Source organism: Hyalangium minutum, from assembly GCF_000737315.1.
GTDB classification, from domain to species: Bacteria; Myxococcota; Myxococcia; order Myxococcales; family Myxococcaceae; genus Hyalangium; species Hyalangium minutum.
Window position 1 is genome coordinate 41,653 of the sequence record NZ_JMCB01000024.1, and the last position, 17,067, is coordinate 58,719.

Annotated in this window: 10 protein-coding genes; 3 read left to right on the forward strand and 7 right to left on the reverse strand. The window is 69.6% G+C overall.

What is annotated here, in order from left to right; genetic code table 11:
- Nucleotides 1-41 precede the first annotated feature (41 nt).
- Nucleotides 42-248 (reverse strand): hypothetical protein, encoded by a 207-nt coding sequence (locus tag DB31_RS39675; protein WP_044198149.1) that lies wholly within the window; start codon nt 246-248, stop codon nt 42-44.
- 186 nt (nt 249-434) lie between these two features.
- A complete protein-coding gene (locus tag DB31_RS39680; protein ID WP_044198314.1) occupies nt 435-2,033 on the reverse strand; it encodes a sigma 54-interacting transcriptional regulator in 1,599 nt (532 codons plus the stop codon).
- A 91-nt stretch (nt 2,034-2,124) separates the two neighbouring features.
- On the opposite strand from DB31_RS39680, the gene DB31_RS39685 reads away from it, so the two are divergent.
- A complete protein-coding gene (locus DB31_RS39685; protein ID WP_157232391.1) occupies nt 2,125-3,063 on the forward strand; it encodes an OmpW family outer membrane protein in 939 nt (312 codons plus the stop codon).
- A gap of 151 nt (nt 3,064-3,214) precedes the next feature.
- Nucleotides 3,215-4,132: a hypothetical protein gene (locus DB31_RS49360; protein ID WP_044198152.1), complete on the forward strand. Its 918-nt coding sequence runs from the start codon at nt 3,215-3,217 to the stop codon at nt 4,130-4,132.
- Here the strand turns inward: DB31_RS49360 and DB31_RS39695 are convergent.
- The 4 genes from DB31_RS39695 to DB31_RS49835 form a co-directional block, all read right to left on the reverse strand.
- The gene (locus DB31_RS39695; protein WP_052420618.1) at nt 4,015-8,727 is read right to left on the reverse strand and encodes an nSTAND1 domain-containing NTPase; all 4,713 of its coding nucleotides are present in this window, start codon (nt 8,725-8,727) and stop codon (nt 4,015-4,017) included. The genes DB31_RS49360 and DB31_RS39695 overlap by 118 nt on opposite strands.
- An 18-nt stretch (nt 8,728-8,745) precedes the next feature.
- On the reverse strand, nt 8,746-10,299 hold the full coding sequence (locus tag DB31_RS39700; RefSeq protein WP_052420619.1) for an AAA-like domain-containing protein: 1,554 nt from the start codon (nt 10,297-10,299) through the stop codon (nt 8,746-8,748).
- Between the two features lie 26 nt (nt 10,300-10,325).
- A complete protein-coding gene (locus DB31_RS39705; protein ID WP_052420620.1) occupies nt 10,326-13,871 on the reverse strand; it encodes an AAA-like domain-containing protein in 3,546 nt (1,181 codons plus the stop codon).
- Nucleotides 13,872-13,959: 88 nt separating this feature from the next.
- Nucleotides 13,960-14,361 carry a hypothetical protein gene (locus tag DB31_RS49835; protein ID WP_169787157.1) on the reverse strand — a complete coding sequence of 134 codons (402 nt, stop codon included), beginning with the start codon at nt 14,359-14,361 and terminating at the stop codon, nt 13,960-13,962.
- A gap of 134 nt (nt 14,362-14,495) precedes the next feature.
- Here DB31_RS49835 and DB31_RS39715 point away from each other — a divergent pair, with 134 nt between their 5' ends.
- Entirely contained in the window at nt 14,496-14,894 is a 399-nt protein-coding gene (locus tag DB31_RS39715) for a VOC family protein (protein WP_044198158.1), read from the forward strand.
- Here DB31_RS39715 and DB31_RS39720 read toward each other — a convergent pair.
- Complete coding sequence (locus tag DB31_RS39720; protein ID WP_044198160.1) at nt 14,845-17,031, reverse strand: GAF domain-containing protein; 2,187 nt, start codon at nt 17,029-17,031, stop codon at nt 14,845-14,847. The genes DB31_RS39715 and DB31_RS39720 overlap by 50 nt on opposite strands.
- Nucleotides 17,032-17,067 lie beyond the last annotated feature (36 nt).

Here is a 17,067-nt window from a genome sequence, read left to right on the forward strand (position 1 = left end):
GCCCAGCTGGCCGAGGGCCTTACGCGGGACTCGCAGCACGCTCAGATATCGTTTTCGATACCAGGCCGCTGGGGATCGGAGGTCTGCGAGGCCTCGCCCGTACCGCCGGTGTCGTCATCATCGAAGGGGATGGGCCACTTGCCACCGTCGCTGTGCTGGGTGCGGCTCTGAGCGTGGGTGGCGGTCTCCTGCTCGCGGTTCGCCGGCTTGTTCGCTGCGGACTTGCGCGTGGACTCTTCGCTGCTCATGGTGTGCCTCGACTGTGAGGGGGGGGAACTGCACAGGCCCCGCTGCTGCGCGGAAGCCTTGCCTTGTCCTTGAGCAACCCGCGTGCCACCCACCGTCTCCGGTAGGGGCCGCTCGACCCGTCCTCAGCCGTCACGAATTGACGCGTCAGCCGCGCGCGCTTGCGCGTCAATTGACGTCAGGCTTCGTCAATTCGAGACCAGCCCCAGTTCCCGCACACGGCGCTGGAGCGCTCGCAAGGAGACCTCGAGCCGCTGCGACATGAGCTCCAGGTCGCCGTTGCACTCACTGTAGCTCTGACGAATCTGCTCGACGCTCAGGTCCTTGGCGGTGCGCACCCGGGAGCTCTTCTTCATCAAGTTGTAGAGCGAGGCGCGGGTGATGCCGAGCTGGTTCGAGGCAGCCGCCAGGTCATAACCGTGCGCACGCAGTGCCCCCATCATCTCCTCCTCGGAGACCTCGGAGGGCTTGCGGCGCGTCTCGGGCAGTGCTTTCGAAGAGGAAGGCGACGGAGGCGTGGGGGACACCGCAGCCAAGGAAGACAGCTCCTCCTCCAGCCGAGGATCCACATGCAAGCTCGGCAGGCCGCGGCTGCCGATGACGAGCTGACGCGTCACGTTGCGCAGCTGGCGGACATTGCCAGGCCACGGGTAGCGCACCAGCCGCGAGGCCAGCGCCGCTGGCAGCCATGGCTCGGCCGAGGGCTCCGAGGACTCCAGCCGCCAGACCTCTCCGAGGCTCTCCAACTCCTGGCGAGCAAAGTGCAAGAGCAGCAGGCCCAAGTCCTCACGGCGCTCGCGCAGAGGAGGAACCCGGATCTCGAACCCCGCCAGCCGATGAAGAAGCGGAGCCTTGAACTGCCCCTGCTGGATCTGCTCCTCCAGGTGAGCGTCTGTCGCGGCCACCAGACGCACCTGCGTCTTCACGGGCGTGCGGGCCCCCACGGGAAACATCTCCCCAGTCTCCAGCACGCGCAGGAGCAGGGCCTGCACCTCCGGAGAGGCCTCGGCCACCTCGTCCAGAAAGAGGGTGCCGCCCTGGGCCGCGCGGAAGAAGCCCTCGCGGGAGTGCGTGGCGCCCGTGTAGGCCCCACGCTCGGCGCCAAAGAGCTCGGAGGCGGCCAGCTCCTTGGGCAGGGCTCCCAGGTTCACGCTGATGAAGGGCCCCTTGTGCCGCAGGCCGTGCTGATGAAGCGCCCGGGCCACCAGCTCCTTGCCGGTGCCTGTCTCGCCCCGGATGAGCACAGGCACGTCCAGGTCCGCCACTTGCATCACCTGCCGGCGAACCCGCCTCACCGCCGCGCTCTGGCCCACCATGCCCAACTCCTCCCCCCCCTCCTTCTCCGCAGGCTCTACCCAGTGCAGCAGCAGCACCACGCGTTCGGCCAGCTCCAGCGTGACGCCAGTGACCAGCGCCTGGGTCTCCAGCTCACGCTCTCCCGTGAGCGGCTCACCCTCCACGATGACCTGGGGACTGCTTCCCGCGACGATGCGCACGCCCCCTTGCTCTCTCGGAAGGAGGCGCAGCGGCTTGCGGCTCAGGAAGGGGTCGGCCAGCGGCAGGCCGACAACGGAGCCCGGGCGCGCGAAGAGAGGCTCCGTGCGCGAGATGGCGGCCTCCCGGCCCGCCTCGAGCTCGCGCAGCAGCACCCGCTCACCGATGCGCTGGATCTTCGGGTGGGAGATGAGGGTCAACGCTGGAACCAGTCCCGGCGCCCCGGGGCCACTGCGGCGCGGGTTCCGGGTGAGCGTGGAGATGTCTTCCACCAAGTGCCCTCCCCTTCGCATGCCTCCGTCGTCCGAGGCTCCTGCCCAGTACTTCAAGGGACTGAACCCTTCAAGCCCTTGCCGCTCCCCATCCTGGAACCACCTCGAGGACGTGCGCCGCTGGCGCACACGCGTCAGCGCCGTGTTCATGCTGGCCTGGGCGTTGGCGTGCCTGATGGCGGGACCTGCTTGGGCGGAGGAGGCCACGAACATCGACGTGCCGGAGACGGAAAACCCATACATCCAGGCGGTAGCCACGCTCTACGGACAGTCCAAGTATGAGGAGGCGTTCTCCAAGCTGGAGAAGGCGCAGGACTGGAAGTCCAACGGGCCGCAGGAGCAACTGTGGCTCAAGCTGATGCAGGGCGTGCTGCAGGTGGAGCTCGCCCCGGAGGCGGCGCTGCAGACATTCAAGGAAGCGCTGGCGATGGATGAGCAGGCGCAGCTGCCGGTGAAGAAGGGCTCGCGGCGCTTGCGCAAGCTCTTCGAGCAGGCGCGCAACACGGCGGGGCTCCCGGCGGACCTGGCGCTGGAGGAGGAACCGGACGAGGCCGACGCGCCCGTGGTGACGGGCCCGCCCGAGCGGCGAATGGGCCTGAGCCTGAGCGTGCGCGGAGAGGTGGATGTGCCAGGACTGGGCGTCACCCGCTCTATCTCTTCCGTGGTGGGGCTTGGGTACACGAAGGAGCGGATGGGAGGATTGGTGGGAGTCCTGGTGCAGCCCACGCCAGGGCTTCGGGCCGAGTGGCAGTACCACCCCATCAACCTCGGCTGGGTGCGGCCCTATGCGGGGGTGGGGGCTACGGCGTTCTTCCTGGAGGAGAATGCGGAGGGAACAAACACCGTCTTCGGTGGAGTCAGCGGTCGCGGGGTTCTCGGGGTGGATGTCCAGTGGAACTCTCGCATGTTTGTCTTTGCCGACGTGGCGTATGAGCGCTTCTTTACCGGGGGCGAGCGGTACCGCTCGGAGGCAGTGCTGTTCTCGATAGGCGTGGGCCTGTTCCCCCAGCATCCCAATCCGGTGGGGGCCGGGACGAACCTCCCCCGCTGAGAAGGGGAGCGCTCCCATGAGAGTCAGTCAGCGGTGAAGCGCTTCACCAGCGGCGTATGAGCCCCCTCACTGCGTGGAGGAGGCCACAGGTCTACAGAGCCAGTCATGGAGCGCCAGCGCGTGCTCCGTTCCTCCATCCAGGACTGACTCCATGACCTCTGCCTTGAAAATCGCCCTTCTCTGCCTGACCGCCGTCACCGCGTCCGCCGAAGAGCCCTCGAAGCTCGAGCGGCCGTTCACGCCCAACCCCTACATCCCCGCAGTGGCCACGCTCTATGAGCAAGCCCGGTACGAGGAGGCCCTCGCCAAGGTGGAGAAGGCTGTGGGCTGGAGATCCAACGAAGTGCAGGAGCTGGTCTGGCTCAAGTTGATGCGGGGCGTGCTGCTGGCGGAGCAGTCCCCGGAAGCGGCGCTGCAGTCCTTCCGCGAGGCCCTGGCGATGGATGTCTCCGTGCAGCTCCCCGTGAAAGGCCCGAGGCGCTTGCGCAGGCTCTTCGCGCAGGCCCGCGGCACCCTCGCGCTACCGGACGGTTCGCGGGAGGACGAGGAGGAACTGGAACTGGAAACACCCGCGGTGGCTCGCGAAGAAGCGGCGGACGGCTCCCCGAGGCAGCTGGGATGGAGCATGAACATTCGTGGAGAGGTGGATGTGCTGGGGCTCGGCGTCACCACGACCGTCACCCCGGTCGTGAGCATTGGGTACACCCAGGAGCGCGTGGGCGGTCTGCTCGGAGTCGTGGTGCAGTCCTCTCCGGGGCTCAGGGCCGAGGCGCGATTCCATCTCTCTACCCAGGGCGGTCTGCGCCCCTATGCGGGGCTGGGCACCACGGCCTTCTTCCATGAACTGAACGCACAGAGGACGCCCACCTTCTTCGGCGGAGTCAGCGGGAGAGGAGTGCTCGGCGTGGAGGTGCAGTGGACCTCGCGTCTGTATGGCTTTGCCGACGTTGCCTACGAGCGCTTCCTGCGGCGCAAGGAGCTGTACCGCTCCGACTCGGTGCTGTTCTCGATAGGAGTGGGGTTGCGAGCGTGGGCTTCCCGGGCCTCCTCGAGCGTCTCGCCCAGGTAGCGCTGGCGCTGACGGAGCTCCAGGCTCGCGCTCGTCATCTGGTGCAGCCGCTCGCGCAGCATGTCCACGCCCAGCCTCCACACGCGCGCGGAGCCGTCGCTCGAAGCGATGGCCAGCATGTCCCCCTTCGCGCTGAAGACTGCTCCCATCACGCGGTCCCCATGGCCGGTCAGCACCAGGGGCTCACCGCTCCCATCCACCGGCCACACCCGCACCGCCCCATCTCCCGAGGCCGTCACCACCCGCGTGCCTCGGGAATCGAACCGGGCCGTATGTCCCCGGAGCACCACCGGCTCCCCCACTCCCTCCGCGGACCACACCCGCGCCGTCTTGTCGTGCGAGGCCGTCAGCACCCGCGTCCCGTCCGGACTGAACTCCGCGCTCACCACCGCCTGCTCGTGCCCCTTGAGCACCACCGGCTTGCCTTGGCCATCCGCGCGCCACACCCACGCCGTCCCGTCCTCTGACGCTGTCACCACCCGCTCGCTGTCCGAGCTGAACGCCGCCATCACCACCCGGCCTTGATGTCCCTGGAGCACCACGGGCGCACCGCTGCCGTCCGCACGCCACACGCGAGCCGTTCCGTCATCCGAGGCCGTCACCACCCGCGCCCCGTCCGGGCTGAAGGCCGCGCTCCGCAGGAACTCCGTGTGCCCGTGAAGCACCACGGGCTCTCCACTCCCGTCCGCCTGCCACACCCGTGCCGTCCCATCCCACGAGGCCGTCACCACCCGCGCCCCGTCCGGGCTGAACACCGCCGTCACCACCCGGCCCGTGTGCCCATAGAGCACCACCGGCTCTCCGCTGCCGTCCGTGCGCCACACCCGCGCCGTCCCATCCACGGAGGCCGTCAGCACCCGCTCCCCCTCCGGGCTGAAGGACACCATCCTCAATTCCGCCCCATGCCCCTTGAGCAACACCTTGGTCATGGAGCCATCCAGCCGCCACACCCGCGCCGTGCCATCCGCATGCGCCGTCGCCAGCAGCTCCCCGCTCGGGCTGAAGGCCAAGCCCTGCACCGCGCCCGCTCGGCGGCGCAGCGTGAGCGCCTGGGGCTGCGCGCGCCACCGCCACACCCGCGCCGTCCCATCCCGTGAGGCCGTCACCACCTGCTCCCCATCCGCGCTGAACCGCGCGGACAGCACCTCGTCCCCGTGCCCCAGCAAGTCCAGGGGCAGGCCTTCCCCGTCCGTGCGCCGCACCCGCGCCGTCCCATCCCGCGAGGCCGTCACCACCCACATGCCGTCCGGGCTGAAGGCCACCGTGAGGATCTCCCCCGTGTGTCCCGCCAGCCGCATCCCTCCCTTCCCATCCGCCCGCCACAGGCGCACCGACCCATCCGCGTGCGCGCTCACCACCAGCCCTCCGTCCGGGCTGAAGGCCACCGCGTTCACGAAGCCGGAGTCGCTCTGCAGCAGAATCGGCTCGCCCTGCTCCTCCACGCGCCACACCCGCACCGCTCCGTCCACCGAGGCCGTGGCCACCCGCGTCCCATCCGGGCTGAAGACCGCGGCGCGCACATCTCCCGGGTGGCGCAGCACCGCCAGCTCGCCACGCCCATCCGCGTGCCACACCCGCGCCGTCCCATCCCGCGACGCCGTCACCAGCCGCGCGCCCGTGCCGTCAAAGGCCGCGGCCACTACGCCCTGCTCGTGGCCCCGGAGCACCACCGGCACGCCCATCCCATCCGTGCGCCACACCCGCGCTGTCCCATCCCGCGACGCTGTCACCACCCGCTCGCCATCCGGGCTGAACGCCACTGCCACCACCTCGCCCACGTGCCCCTCGAGCGGTGCCCCCGGGCCGCCCTCCAACCACCACAGCCGGGCCGTGCGGTCCGCCGAGGCCGTCACCACCCGCTTCCCGAGCGGGCTGAAGGCCGCCACCAGCACCTCGCCGCTGTGCCCTTCGAGCACCGTGGGCTCGCCCGTCCCATCCGCGCGCCACACCCGCGCTGTTCCATCCCGAGACGCCGTCACCACCCGCGTCCCATCCCGGTTGAACGCCGCGGCGCGCACCGGCCCTCGGTGCCCTCGCAGCACCGCGGAGGCGAGTGGCTGCTGCAGCACCTCCAGCGCCGCTTGCGTCCACGCCAGGTGCTGCTCGGGCTCGCGCACCTCCAACAGCACCAGCAGGGCCGCCGTGGGGTCCTCCCGCCGCAGCTTGTCCGCCACGATCAGCCGGGCGAAGTCCTGCAGCCGCTCCTGGTGCCGGCGCGCCTCCCGCGCGAGCCGCTCCTCCCGCTCCCGGCTCGCGTTGATGAACGGGAACACCCGCTCGTCCAGCTCGTCCGGATGGGCAAGCAGGAACTCCAGCGCCTCCTCCAGGCGCCGGCCTCGCAAGAGATAGTCCTCCGCGTGCTCCGCCCCCTGGTGGTCACCCCAGGCCTCCGCCGCCACGCGCAGCTCCAGCCGCCTGCGCCGGCGCTCCTGGCCCTCGCGGATCCACTCCGCCAGGGGCCCCCAATGGCGCAGCAACGCCTCGTGGGCCACTTCGATGAAGACCTCGCCCTCCTCCTCCGCGCCGCCGCCGAGCACCAGCACCCGGCCCTCCACCAGCCGCCCCAGCGCCGTGTCGAAGGCGCGGCGCGCCTGCTCCCCCATGGGCCGCACCCGCTCCCTCTCCACGCGCTGGCAGGTGAAGGGGGCTGACCCCTCCCGCACATCCACCAGTTCCACCAGCAGCCGACGCACCTGGTGGCGCTCCTCCTCGCCCAGCCCCAGGAACAGCCGGTCCAGTTCCTGGGCCAGCGCTCCGGCCACCCCGCCCAGCGCCCGGTACGCGCTGTGCTTGAGCCATCGCCCCTCGCGCATCCGCCACAGCCGCTCCAGCGTGTGCGCCAGCAGCGGAAGGCCGCCCGGCTGGCGCTCCACTTCCTGCAGGAGCCGCTCCGTCAGGCCCTCCTCCAGCGAGAGCCCTTGCTGCCACGCGGGACGCTCGATGGCGTCGCGCAGCTCCTCCGCCGTCATCTCCGGCACCAGCAGCAGGCGCCCGCCCTCGAAGAGCACCGCGTCCAATCGGGGACCGCCCTCCCCCAAGCGCACCTCCGCGCAGCGCCCCAGGTAGTCCACCCGCAGCGTGGCGAGCACCACCGTGCCCCGCGTGGGCTCCTGCGAGGCCTCCCATAGCGCGCGCAGCAGCTCTCCGCGCTCGCCCTCGGCCAGCCGCGTGAAGGCCTCGTCCAGTGGATCCACCACCAGGAGCCGGTGCTTGCCCGGAGACGCCCGCGCCGAGCGCACCACCTCCAGCGCTCCCGCCTCTCCCGCGCGTACCCGGGTCACCTCCCAGCGCTCGGGAGACAGCTCCGGCAACAGCCCGGCCCGAAGCAGCGAGGACTTGCCACTCCCGGAGGCGCCGGCCATCACCACCAAGGCAGGGGCCCGTCCTTCCGCAGCGGCCTCCACCCGCTGGTGCAGTGTCTGGCGCAGCGCCTCACGGCCGAAGAAGCGCCGATGATCCCCCGGCTCGAATGGCCGCAGGCCGCAGTACGGCGGGAAGATGAACGGGCGCAGGTCCGGCCCATCTCCGGCGTGGGCGTAGAGCTGGAGCGAGGCTCCATCCATCCGCGCCCCCTCGAGCCGCAGCGCCTTGCGAGCCTCGGCCAGCGCCTGCTCCAGCGATACGTGGTGTCCGAGCAGCTCCCCATAGAGCACACGGGTGAAGGTGACGGAGCCCACCTTGGAGAGCGGCAGCCGGGAGGCAACCACCGTGGAGAGCCCCGCGCGGTGCAGCTCGCGGGCCGGGCTGCCCAGGTGGTTGCCGGGGAGCCCCGCATCCCCTCCGCGGCAGGCGCACAGCACCACCATGCGGACATGCCCGGCGTGCGGTTCAAGCACGGCGCGCAGCGAGGCGGCATCCACCACCTCCCCCTCTCCCTCCATTCGAGAGGAGTTCCAGGCCAGGCCGTAGGCCCCGGGCTCGGAGGGAACGCCATGGCACAGCAGGTGGAGCGCGCCGATGGGCTCCTCACTGTCCCTCAAGGCCTGCTCGAGCGAGGCGAGGCTCACATGAGGAAGCACGTCCCGGCTCGGATCGAAGCGGTACCCTGCCTGGGCGCAGACCTCCACGAGGGCGCGCTGGTGTGCCGCTGCGGGCACATCCCCCGCCCAGGCGAAGAGGATGCGGCCCCCCGCAGGCGGAGGCGAGGGCTGCGCCGGGTGGGTCTGCGTCCCGGGCCGCTCGTAGCAGAGCGTCAGGCCGTCGAGATCACTCAGAGCCTGGCCCGTGGACTCCAGCGTGAGCAGCTCCCAAGGGAGCACGCACAGCTCGGCAGGCTCCAGCCTCAGCGTGAGCCGCACGAGCCTCCCCGCCTCCACGGCCTGCCGCAGGCGCTGCTCGTCCTGGGCCCACCCCAGAGGCGCGAGGAAAGCACGCAGCAGCTCTCCCAGCCGCTGGGCGGCATTGGGGCTGGGGCGGCTGGAGCCCAGGTTGGACAGATCCTCCAGGGCTCGCTCCCAGGGGAACGAGGCGCGCACGGAGGTGCCCTCCTCTCGGAGGCGCAGGTAGTCCCGCGCCTGGAAGAGGAACCGGTCGGCGTCGCGGGTGCGCTCGCCGGAGACCAAGTGCAGCGTCAGCTCCAGGGGGCTTGGGGCCACAGGGTGCGCGCTCCCGGCTCAGCTCGTGGTGAGGCGCTCGCGGAAGTAGCGCCGGTACAGCTCGCAGCGAGGCAGCATCGTGGTTCCCTCCTGCCGTACCAGCCCCGCGCTCCGCAGGCGGATGAACACGTCCTCGTCCGGGTGTGCGCCGCGCTGCAGCACCTCGCGAAAGCCAGCCTTGAGCTGCGGCTGGCCGCCCAGCCGGAAGAGCAGGTGCCGCAAGTGGTCTCCAAACGGGCCTCGGTCCTCCGCCGCTTGGGAGAACAGGTCCTCCACACGCATGCTCCGGCTGGCCACCAGGTAGAGCGCCTTGCGCACCAGATAGGGATGTCCGCCCAGCAAGGCGAAGAGCTCTTGCTCCTGCTTGGGCCCCAGCGGCGAGCCATGCCGCCGGTTCAGCTCGGCCACCTGCTCCGGGGTGAAGTCTCCCAGCTCCACCGTCTGCCCCACGTTGAAGGGCGACTGCGTCAGGTTCTTGATGAAGAGGAAGGGCTCGGTCGAGGTGACGAGGACGATGCTGAGCTTCTTCCACACGGGCGTGGTGGGCAGCGCGCGGTTGTTGTGCCAGCTGCGCAGCATGCCGAAGAAGTCCGTGCCGAAGGGCGTCTCGAAGAGCGTCTCCACCTCGTCCAGCCCCAGCACCAGCGGGGCCTCCAGCGCCTTGAGGATGTGTCCGCTCATGTATAGGCCGCAGCGCTGGCTCAGGCCCATGGGCTTCTGCCAGTAGGCATCCACCTGGTTGGACAGCTCGAGCTGATCCCCCAGCGAGGTGCAGAAGCGCTGGAAGAAGAGATCCGGGTTGGAGAACGTGGCCGAGTCGAACTCCTGGAACGAGAGGTAGGCCACGCGCTTGCCCGCGGTGATGGCGCCAGCCAAGCCTCGCATGAGCAGGGAGCTCTTGCCCATCTGCCGGGCGCCCTTGATGGTGACGGTGGTGCCCTGCTTCTGCGAGACAGCCTTCATCACCGTCGCATCGGCATCGCGCACCACATAGAAGGCCGACTGCGTGTCCATGGCCCCTTCGAGCGGCTCATCCAGCTCGAGCGCCGCGGACGGCAGAGGCGCCTGAAAGGCAGTGGCGGCGGCGGCAGGCGCGGGCTCGGGCGCCGCACTGGCCCGGGGAGGGCTCGCGGGAGTCGAGGCGGAGCCCGGCAACGTCCCCCCGCTCATGGCCTTGGCGAGCTGCTCGAGCAGGCGCGGAGTGTCCTCGGGCCCCTCCCAGAGCGCCCAGTTGATGGGGCTGAGGTACCCGCCCAGCGGCGGCGGCAGGCGCTCGTGGTAGGCGACCCGGATGGGTAGCAGCACCGGGCGCCCGCGCTGCACCTGGAGCTGGTGCGCCAGCTCGATCTCCGTGCGGGCCATCTCGCTGTTGACGGAGAAGGGGGACAGCAGCGCGATGAAGAAGTCCGCTTGGCGGATCTCCGCGTCGATGCGCTCCACCCACTTCTCACCCACGAGCATGGAAGTGTCGATGAACACCTCGTGGTCGACCTTGAGCGCCTTGTAGAGGGCATTGGCAAGGTCTTGATCGGGCGTGACGTCGCGCTTGTAACTGATGAAGACACGGGCCATGGGTCTCTTTCCTGGCGTCCCGGAACTCAGGGCAGGTTAGGGCAAGCCTTCCGATAGGGTGCAACCTTGCTCACATCCGCAGGCCACTCCTGACGCGTCAAGTTGCGAGGCAACAAGGCGCAGGTGAGATCGATCCAATCCTGGGAGCGCACCGGCCACAGGCGCGCGGTCTCGTCCTCGCTGGCGGTGGCCACGCGCGAGCCATCCGGGCTGAAGGCCACGGCCAGGACACGGCTCCGGTGGGGCATGCGCGCAAGCCGGCGCCCCGTGGTGGCCTCCCACAAGCGCGCCGAGCCGTCCTCACTGGCCGTGACCACGAGCGTGCCATCCGGGCTGAAGGCCACGGACGTCACACTGCTGTCGTGCTGCAGCAGCTGGCGCTGCTGGCCGGTGGCCACGTCCCAAAGGCGGGCAGTGCTGTCCTCGCTGGCCGTGGCCAGGAGCGTGCCATCCGGGCTGAACACCACCGCAGTGACGACGAGCTCGTGCTGCAGGACTTTGCCCAGGGATTCGCCGGTGGCCGCGTTCCACAGGCGTGCGGTGCCATCCTCGCTGGCGGTGGCCAGGAGCCTGCCATCCGGGCTGAAGGCCACGGCCCGGACACCGGCCGCGTGCCGGAGGGGCCGGCCCCTGAGCTCGCCGCTGGCCGTGTTCCACAGGCGCACCGTGTCGTCATCGCTGGCAGTGGCCAGATGTGTGCCATCGGGGCTGAAGGCCACGGAGCGGATCGCCGCCTTGTGCGAGAAGGGCGGGCTCAGGGACTCGCCGGTGGACGCATTCCACAGGCGTGCCGTGCCATCCTCGCTGGCGGTGGCCACGCGCGTCCCGTCCGGACTGAACACCACCGCCGTCACCGGCTTGTTCGTGTCATGGGTGAACCGCCGGCCTCGCTGCCCGGTGGCCTCGTCCCAGAGCGTGGCCTGGTTGCCGCTGGTGGTGGCCATGCGCGTGCCGTTCGGGCTGAATGCCAGCGCGGTGACCGCTGCGCCATGCGGCAGGAGCACGAGCGGAGAACGAGGGGCGATCTGCCAGAGCCGGGCACGCTGGTCCTCGCTGGCCGTGGCCAAGGTCTTGCCGTCCGGGCTGATCGCCACGGAGTTGACGGTGTCCTGATGAGGCAGGAGCACCTGCTGCTTGCCGGTGGCCACATCCCACAGGCGCGCGGTCTTGTCCTCGCTGGCTGTCGCCACGCTCTTGCCGTCGGCGCTGAAGGCCACGGCCGTGACGGCTTTGTCGTGAGCCAGCACCATGGGGGAGAAGTCGCCCGCCACTTCCCACAGGCGCGCGGCTCTGTCCTCACTGGCCGTCGCCACGAGCGTGTTATCCGGGCTGAAGGCCACTGACAGCACACGGCCCATGTGCTGCAGCACGGAGAGCCGCTTGCCCGTGGCCACGTCCCACACACGCGCCGTCCGGTCATTGCTCGCCGAGGCCATTCGCGTGCCATCAGGGCTGAACGCCACGGCCGTGACACGGTCCCGGTGCGTCATCGCCTTGGCAAAGGACACCTCGGCGCCAGTGGCCGTGTTCCACAGGCGCACGGTGCGATCGTCACACCCGGTGAGCAGCAGCTTGCCGTCGGGGCTGAAGGCCACGGCATTGACGGGGTAGTGGTGCTGAAGGGGAGCGCCCAGGGGCTGGCCGGTGGCCGCGTTCCACAGGCGTGCGGTGCCATCCTCGCTGGCGGTGGCCACACGTGAGCCATCCGAGTTGAAGGCCACGGCCGTGACGGGCTTGTTGTGAGAGAGCTTCAGGCGCTGGCGGCCCGTGGCCACCTCCCAGAGCCGGGCAGTTCCGTCTTCACTGGCGGACAGGGCCAAGCTGCCATCCGGGCTGAAGGTGACGGCCAGGACGTTGTCATCATGAGCCAGAGGGACCGGGTCCGAGCGAAGCTGGACGAGCGCGCGGATCAGCGAGTCCATGGCTCCCGCCGAGGAGGGATAGAGCCGCAAGGCCTCCGTGGAGAACGCGGCGCTGACAGGCAAGGCCGAGGAGGCGGCACGCAGCGTGTCATCCGCCCGGTTCAGGAACACATACGAGGCGGCTTCCTTGAACTTCTCCTCGGCCTCGGCTCGGGCGCGAGCGCTTTCCCGCTCGACCTGTTCCTTTTGCGCCAAGGCCTGCTGTGCCTCCGCCTGCAGCCGCTGTGCCTCCGTGCGAGCGGTCTCCGCCTCTTGCTTCGCCTTCTCCGCTTCTTCCTTCGCCTTGGTGGCATCCGCCTGGAGTACCTGCGTCTCCCGCTGGGCTTGAGCTACGCTCTTTTGTGCCTCCTCTTTGATGCTGCTGGCCTCTTTTTCTGCCCGGCCTTTGGCTGACTCGGCATCCTCCCTGAGTTTCTGCGCCCGCCCCAGCTCCTCGCGAACCGCATCGGCATCGCGCTCCGCAGCCGCCAACTGCCGGTATAGGAGCACCGAGGCCGGCAGCAGCACGATGAAGCCCAGGATCACCAACCCCAGCGCCGCCAGCCGCACCACGCGCCAGTCCACCGGCAACTGGCTGCGCGCCCACGCCACCGTGAAGACCCGGTCGTAGATGGCGTTGCGCACCCGCAGCACCTGGCCCTCGCGCCGCACCACCCCCGCGAGCTTGAGGTGCGCCTTGACCAGCGACCGCTCCTCATCGGCCACCCGACGGCCACGCCGGATGTCCTGATACGTCCGCAGCACCCGCTCGGGCTCCGGCGCGCGCCGCGTCAGCATGTCGCGCACGAACACCAGGTTGTTGTCCTGGAAGCTCTTCTCCGCGAAGAACGTTCGCTCCACCACCTGCTGCACGTCCTGACGCGCCCAGGCGCCCCCACCGTTCTGCTGCTTGTGGTCCACCAGCGCCTGGCACAGCCGCTGCGTCAGGTACGGGTGCCCGCCCGTCCACCCCAGCACCCACTCCAGCACCTGCCTCCCCTGCTCGGGCCCGTCCCCCAACCCCTGCGCCAGCGGCCTCGCCTCCTCCAACGTGAAGTCCGTCAGCTCCACCCGCTGGCCCAGGTTGAAGGGCGTGCGCTTCTCGTCCTGGATGAGGTCTCCCGGCGTGGCCACGCCCACGAGCACGAAAGACAGACGCGCCAGCTCCGGGTTGCTCGCGCGCGCGTTATAGAGGTAGCGAATGGCCGCGTAGAAGTCGTCCGTGAAGCCCATCCCCAGCGTGGTGTCGATCTCATCGACAAACACCACCACGCGCCCGGGGACCTCCTGGAGCACCACCTCTTCCAGGAAGCGCGTCATCCGCTGCACCGGGCCCTGGTCCCGGTTGCGGTTCCACCACTCGGCCGAGTCCGTGTTCAGCTCGAGCTGCTCCTGGATGACGACCAGCAGGCCCACGTACCACTGGTCCGCCGTCACCTGCTTGCCAATGCGCGTCAGGTCAATGATGACCGAGCGGATGCCCTCTTCGTAGAGCTGCTCCGCGGTGCGCACCATCAGGCTGGACTTGCCCATCTGACGCGCCGTCAGCACAAAGGCAAACGTGCCCGCGCGGCACAGCGAGAGCATCTCCGGGTCCGCCCGGCGGGCCAGGTACACGCCTCCGCCCGCCTGCACCGTTCCACCCACTGTGTACAAGCTGGCGTCGCTCACGGTGCGAGTATCTTCGAGCGCTGTCCGAACTGTCCCCTTATTTTGACGGGGTTCCCGAAGGACGTCCGACCCACCGGCCAACCGCTCCTCACTCCGCCGAGCGAATCTGCTCCACGAAGCGCTGCGCCGCCGAGGGCTCCACGCTGTGAGTGCGGGCCAGGTCCTTGGCGATGGTCTCCGGCGCGTCCCCCGAACGAAGCAGCATGCGCACATTGTGCTCGAAAGGACCGAGGAGCTTCTGCGCCTCGTCCCCCGTGGCCACCGTGGCGCGGGAGTCCTCGCGCGGCCGGGCCCGCCCCAGCTCGCTCTGCGCCCGCAGGTAGGTGAGCAGGTTCGAGACCAGGAAGTACCAGGTCATGAAGAACGAGATCATCCCCCACCACCCCAGCGTCACGTTCCGCAACGTGTGGTGCCAGAACGCGCGCTTCAGGCAGCTCCGGCAGAGCTGCCCCTCCGTGGAGTACTCCTGCCGCATGAGCAGCAGTCCCACGTTGTGATGCAGCTCCACATACGCTGAAGGTTCCGCCTGAAGACAGGAGTCACATCGCATGGCCGCCGGAACATAGCTCACTTCAGCTCCAGAACGGATAAGACGCGCGTCCTTCCCCCTCTCTCGGAGCTCCCATGCACCACAGCCGCTTCTGTGCCCTCGTCATCGACTGCAAGGTCGAGGACATCGATGCCGCCGCCACCTTCTGGAGCCAGGCCTTTGGCCGGCCCGTCAACACGCCTCCCCCCGATGCCGGCCCCTACCGCGATCTCGCCGTCTCCCAGGACGAGCCGATGATTCTCCTCCAGAAGGTGGACCATGACAGCCGCGTCCACCTCGACATCGAGACCGATGACATCGAAGCCGAGGTGAAGCGGCTCGAGGCGCTGGGCGCCAAGCGGGTCGCATTCGTCAAGCGCTGGTGGGTGATGGAGGCCCCCACCGGCCAGCGCTTCTGCGTCGTCCGCCCCCAGCGCGGACCGCTCAATGCCCAGAACGCGAATGTCTGGAATGACGCGGCAACCACACCGTGAACGTTGTCCCCTCCCCGGACTCCGAGCGCACCTCGATACGCCCCTGGTGCGCCTGGACGATCTGCCGCGAGATGAAGAGCCCCAGCCCCAGGCTCCCCGTCCCCGTCCTCGCCTCCCGGCCCCGATGAAAGGGCTCGAACAACACCGGGAGCTGAGCGGCGGAAATGGGCGCCCCCTCGTTGTGCACTGCCACGAGCACCCCCTCCTCTTCTCCGCGCACGTCGACCTTGACCGGGGTGCCTGCCGGGCTGTGCTGCACCGCGTTGCCCAGCAGGTTCGCCAGCACCTGCGCCAGCCGATCCGGATCCACATCCAGCGCTCCCTCCGCCTCCACCCGCAGCTCCAAGTGCCGTTCGGGGAACGCGGACTGGAGTTCCTCCACCACCTGCCTCACCAGTTCCCCGGGTGACACCTTGCGCGGGGTCAGAGGAATGCCCCCCACCCGCGCCTGCGTGAAGTCCAGCAGGTCCCGAATCAGCCGGTGCGCCCGATCCGCCGCCGCGTAGATGCGCGTGGCCGCCTTCGCCGTCCGGACATCCAGTTCCTCGCGCTTGATGAGCGTCGACGCCGACAGGGAGATGGCGTTCAGGGGGTTGCGCAGATCGTGGCTGACGATGGCCACCACATCCTCACGCACCTTCACCGCCTCGCGCGCCTCCTGGTAGAGCCGCGCATTGTCGATGGCAATCGCCGCCCGGTCCGCCAACCCCTGCGCCACCGCGATGCTCGAAGCCCGCGACATGCGCCCCGGCTCCAGGGAGGCCAGGTTGAGCACCCCCAGCGTTCGCCCTCGTGCCTTCAGCGGCAGAATCACCGAGGACCGCGGCTCCAGCGCCTCCAACATGGCCCGGTGCTCCGGGCACTGCGCGACGCTGTCCAGCCACTCGGGGGTGATATCGGCCACATGAGGGATGCCCGTCTCGAACACGCGCGCCACCGGGCTCGAGGCTCCCCGCCGCGGCGCGTACGCCATCGCGCTGTGGATGAGCTCCCTCCGAGCCGGCTCCCTCGCCTGCACCTCCACCCGGTGGAGCTGCCCGTCTTCTCTCAGCAGATCCAGCATGCAGTAGTCCGACAGATGCGTCACCGCCAGCAAGGCAATGCTCTTCAACGTCGTGTCCACGTCGAGCGACTGCGCCAGCACTGCCCCCGCCTCCACCAACAGCGCCTGCGCCCGCTCCGCCTCCTGGCGCTGATGGATGTCCTCCACCAGCCGCTCCATCAACTGGGCCTGGATGATCAGCGAGGTGGCTCGCTGCGCCATGGTGCGCAGCAACTGCTGGTCGTCCTCCGAGAAATCGAAGGCCGTGCGCGAGCCCATCTGCGCGACCCCGATCATTTGCCCTTCGTGCAGCAGCGGCACGCCGTAGAGCGCGTGAATCCCCTTGCTGCGAAGACGCGAGCCGCGCCCCAGCGGATCCCTGGACGCGTCCCGCAGCAAGAGCGGCTCTTTCCGTGCGGCCACCGTCCCCGTGAACCCCTCCCCCACTCGCACGGGCTGCCGCGCCTGGACCTCCTCCTCCAGACCGATGGCTGCCCGGACGCGCAGCACGTCCTCCGCGTCCTGAAGGAAGATCGCCACCGAGTCCACCGCGGCCACTGTCTCCAGCAGCACCGTCATCAACTGGGGCAGGAAGGTGTCCAGTTTCCCTGTCCCCAGCGCCGCCGAGGAGACCCGATCCAGCGCCCTCAAGGTGCGCTCCCGGGCCAGAGCAAAGCGGGCCGCCGAGGCGGAGATCACCTCATCGATGGCGCGGTCCAGCTCGCGCACCTCCCGCACGGCGAGAACGCCCGAGACCTCCTGCTCCCACAGCCCCAGGATGGTGTCGCGCAGAGCGCTCAGCTCCTCGGTCGCTGTACGCAAGTCGTAGCCCTCGTCCAGCCTCTCGAGGGCATGCCTGTCCGGCAGTTCCTGGAGCGACGCATGCCCGCCCGTCTCCAGCGCCTGGAGGACGCAGGCGATGCGCTCGAGGATCTGCGGGACATGGTCGCGTAGCGCCGCCCCTTGCAGGCGCTCGGCCACCGGGAAATGCCGGGCCCGGCGCTCCCACTCTTCCAGGATGACGTGGAGGCGCCCCCGGATGAAGTCACAGAGCCGATTGCCCTCCTGGGCAGTCACCACGCCGTGTCCCGCCATGAGGACAAGGTAGAGCGCCCCAAGACCACCCACTGG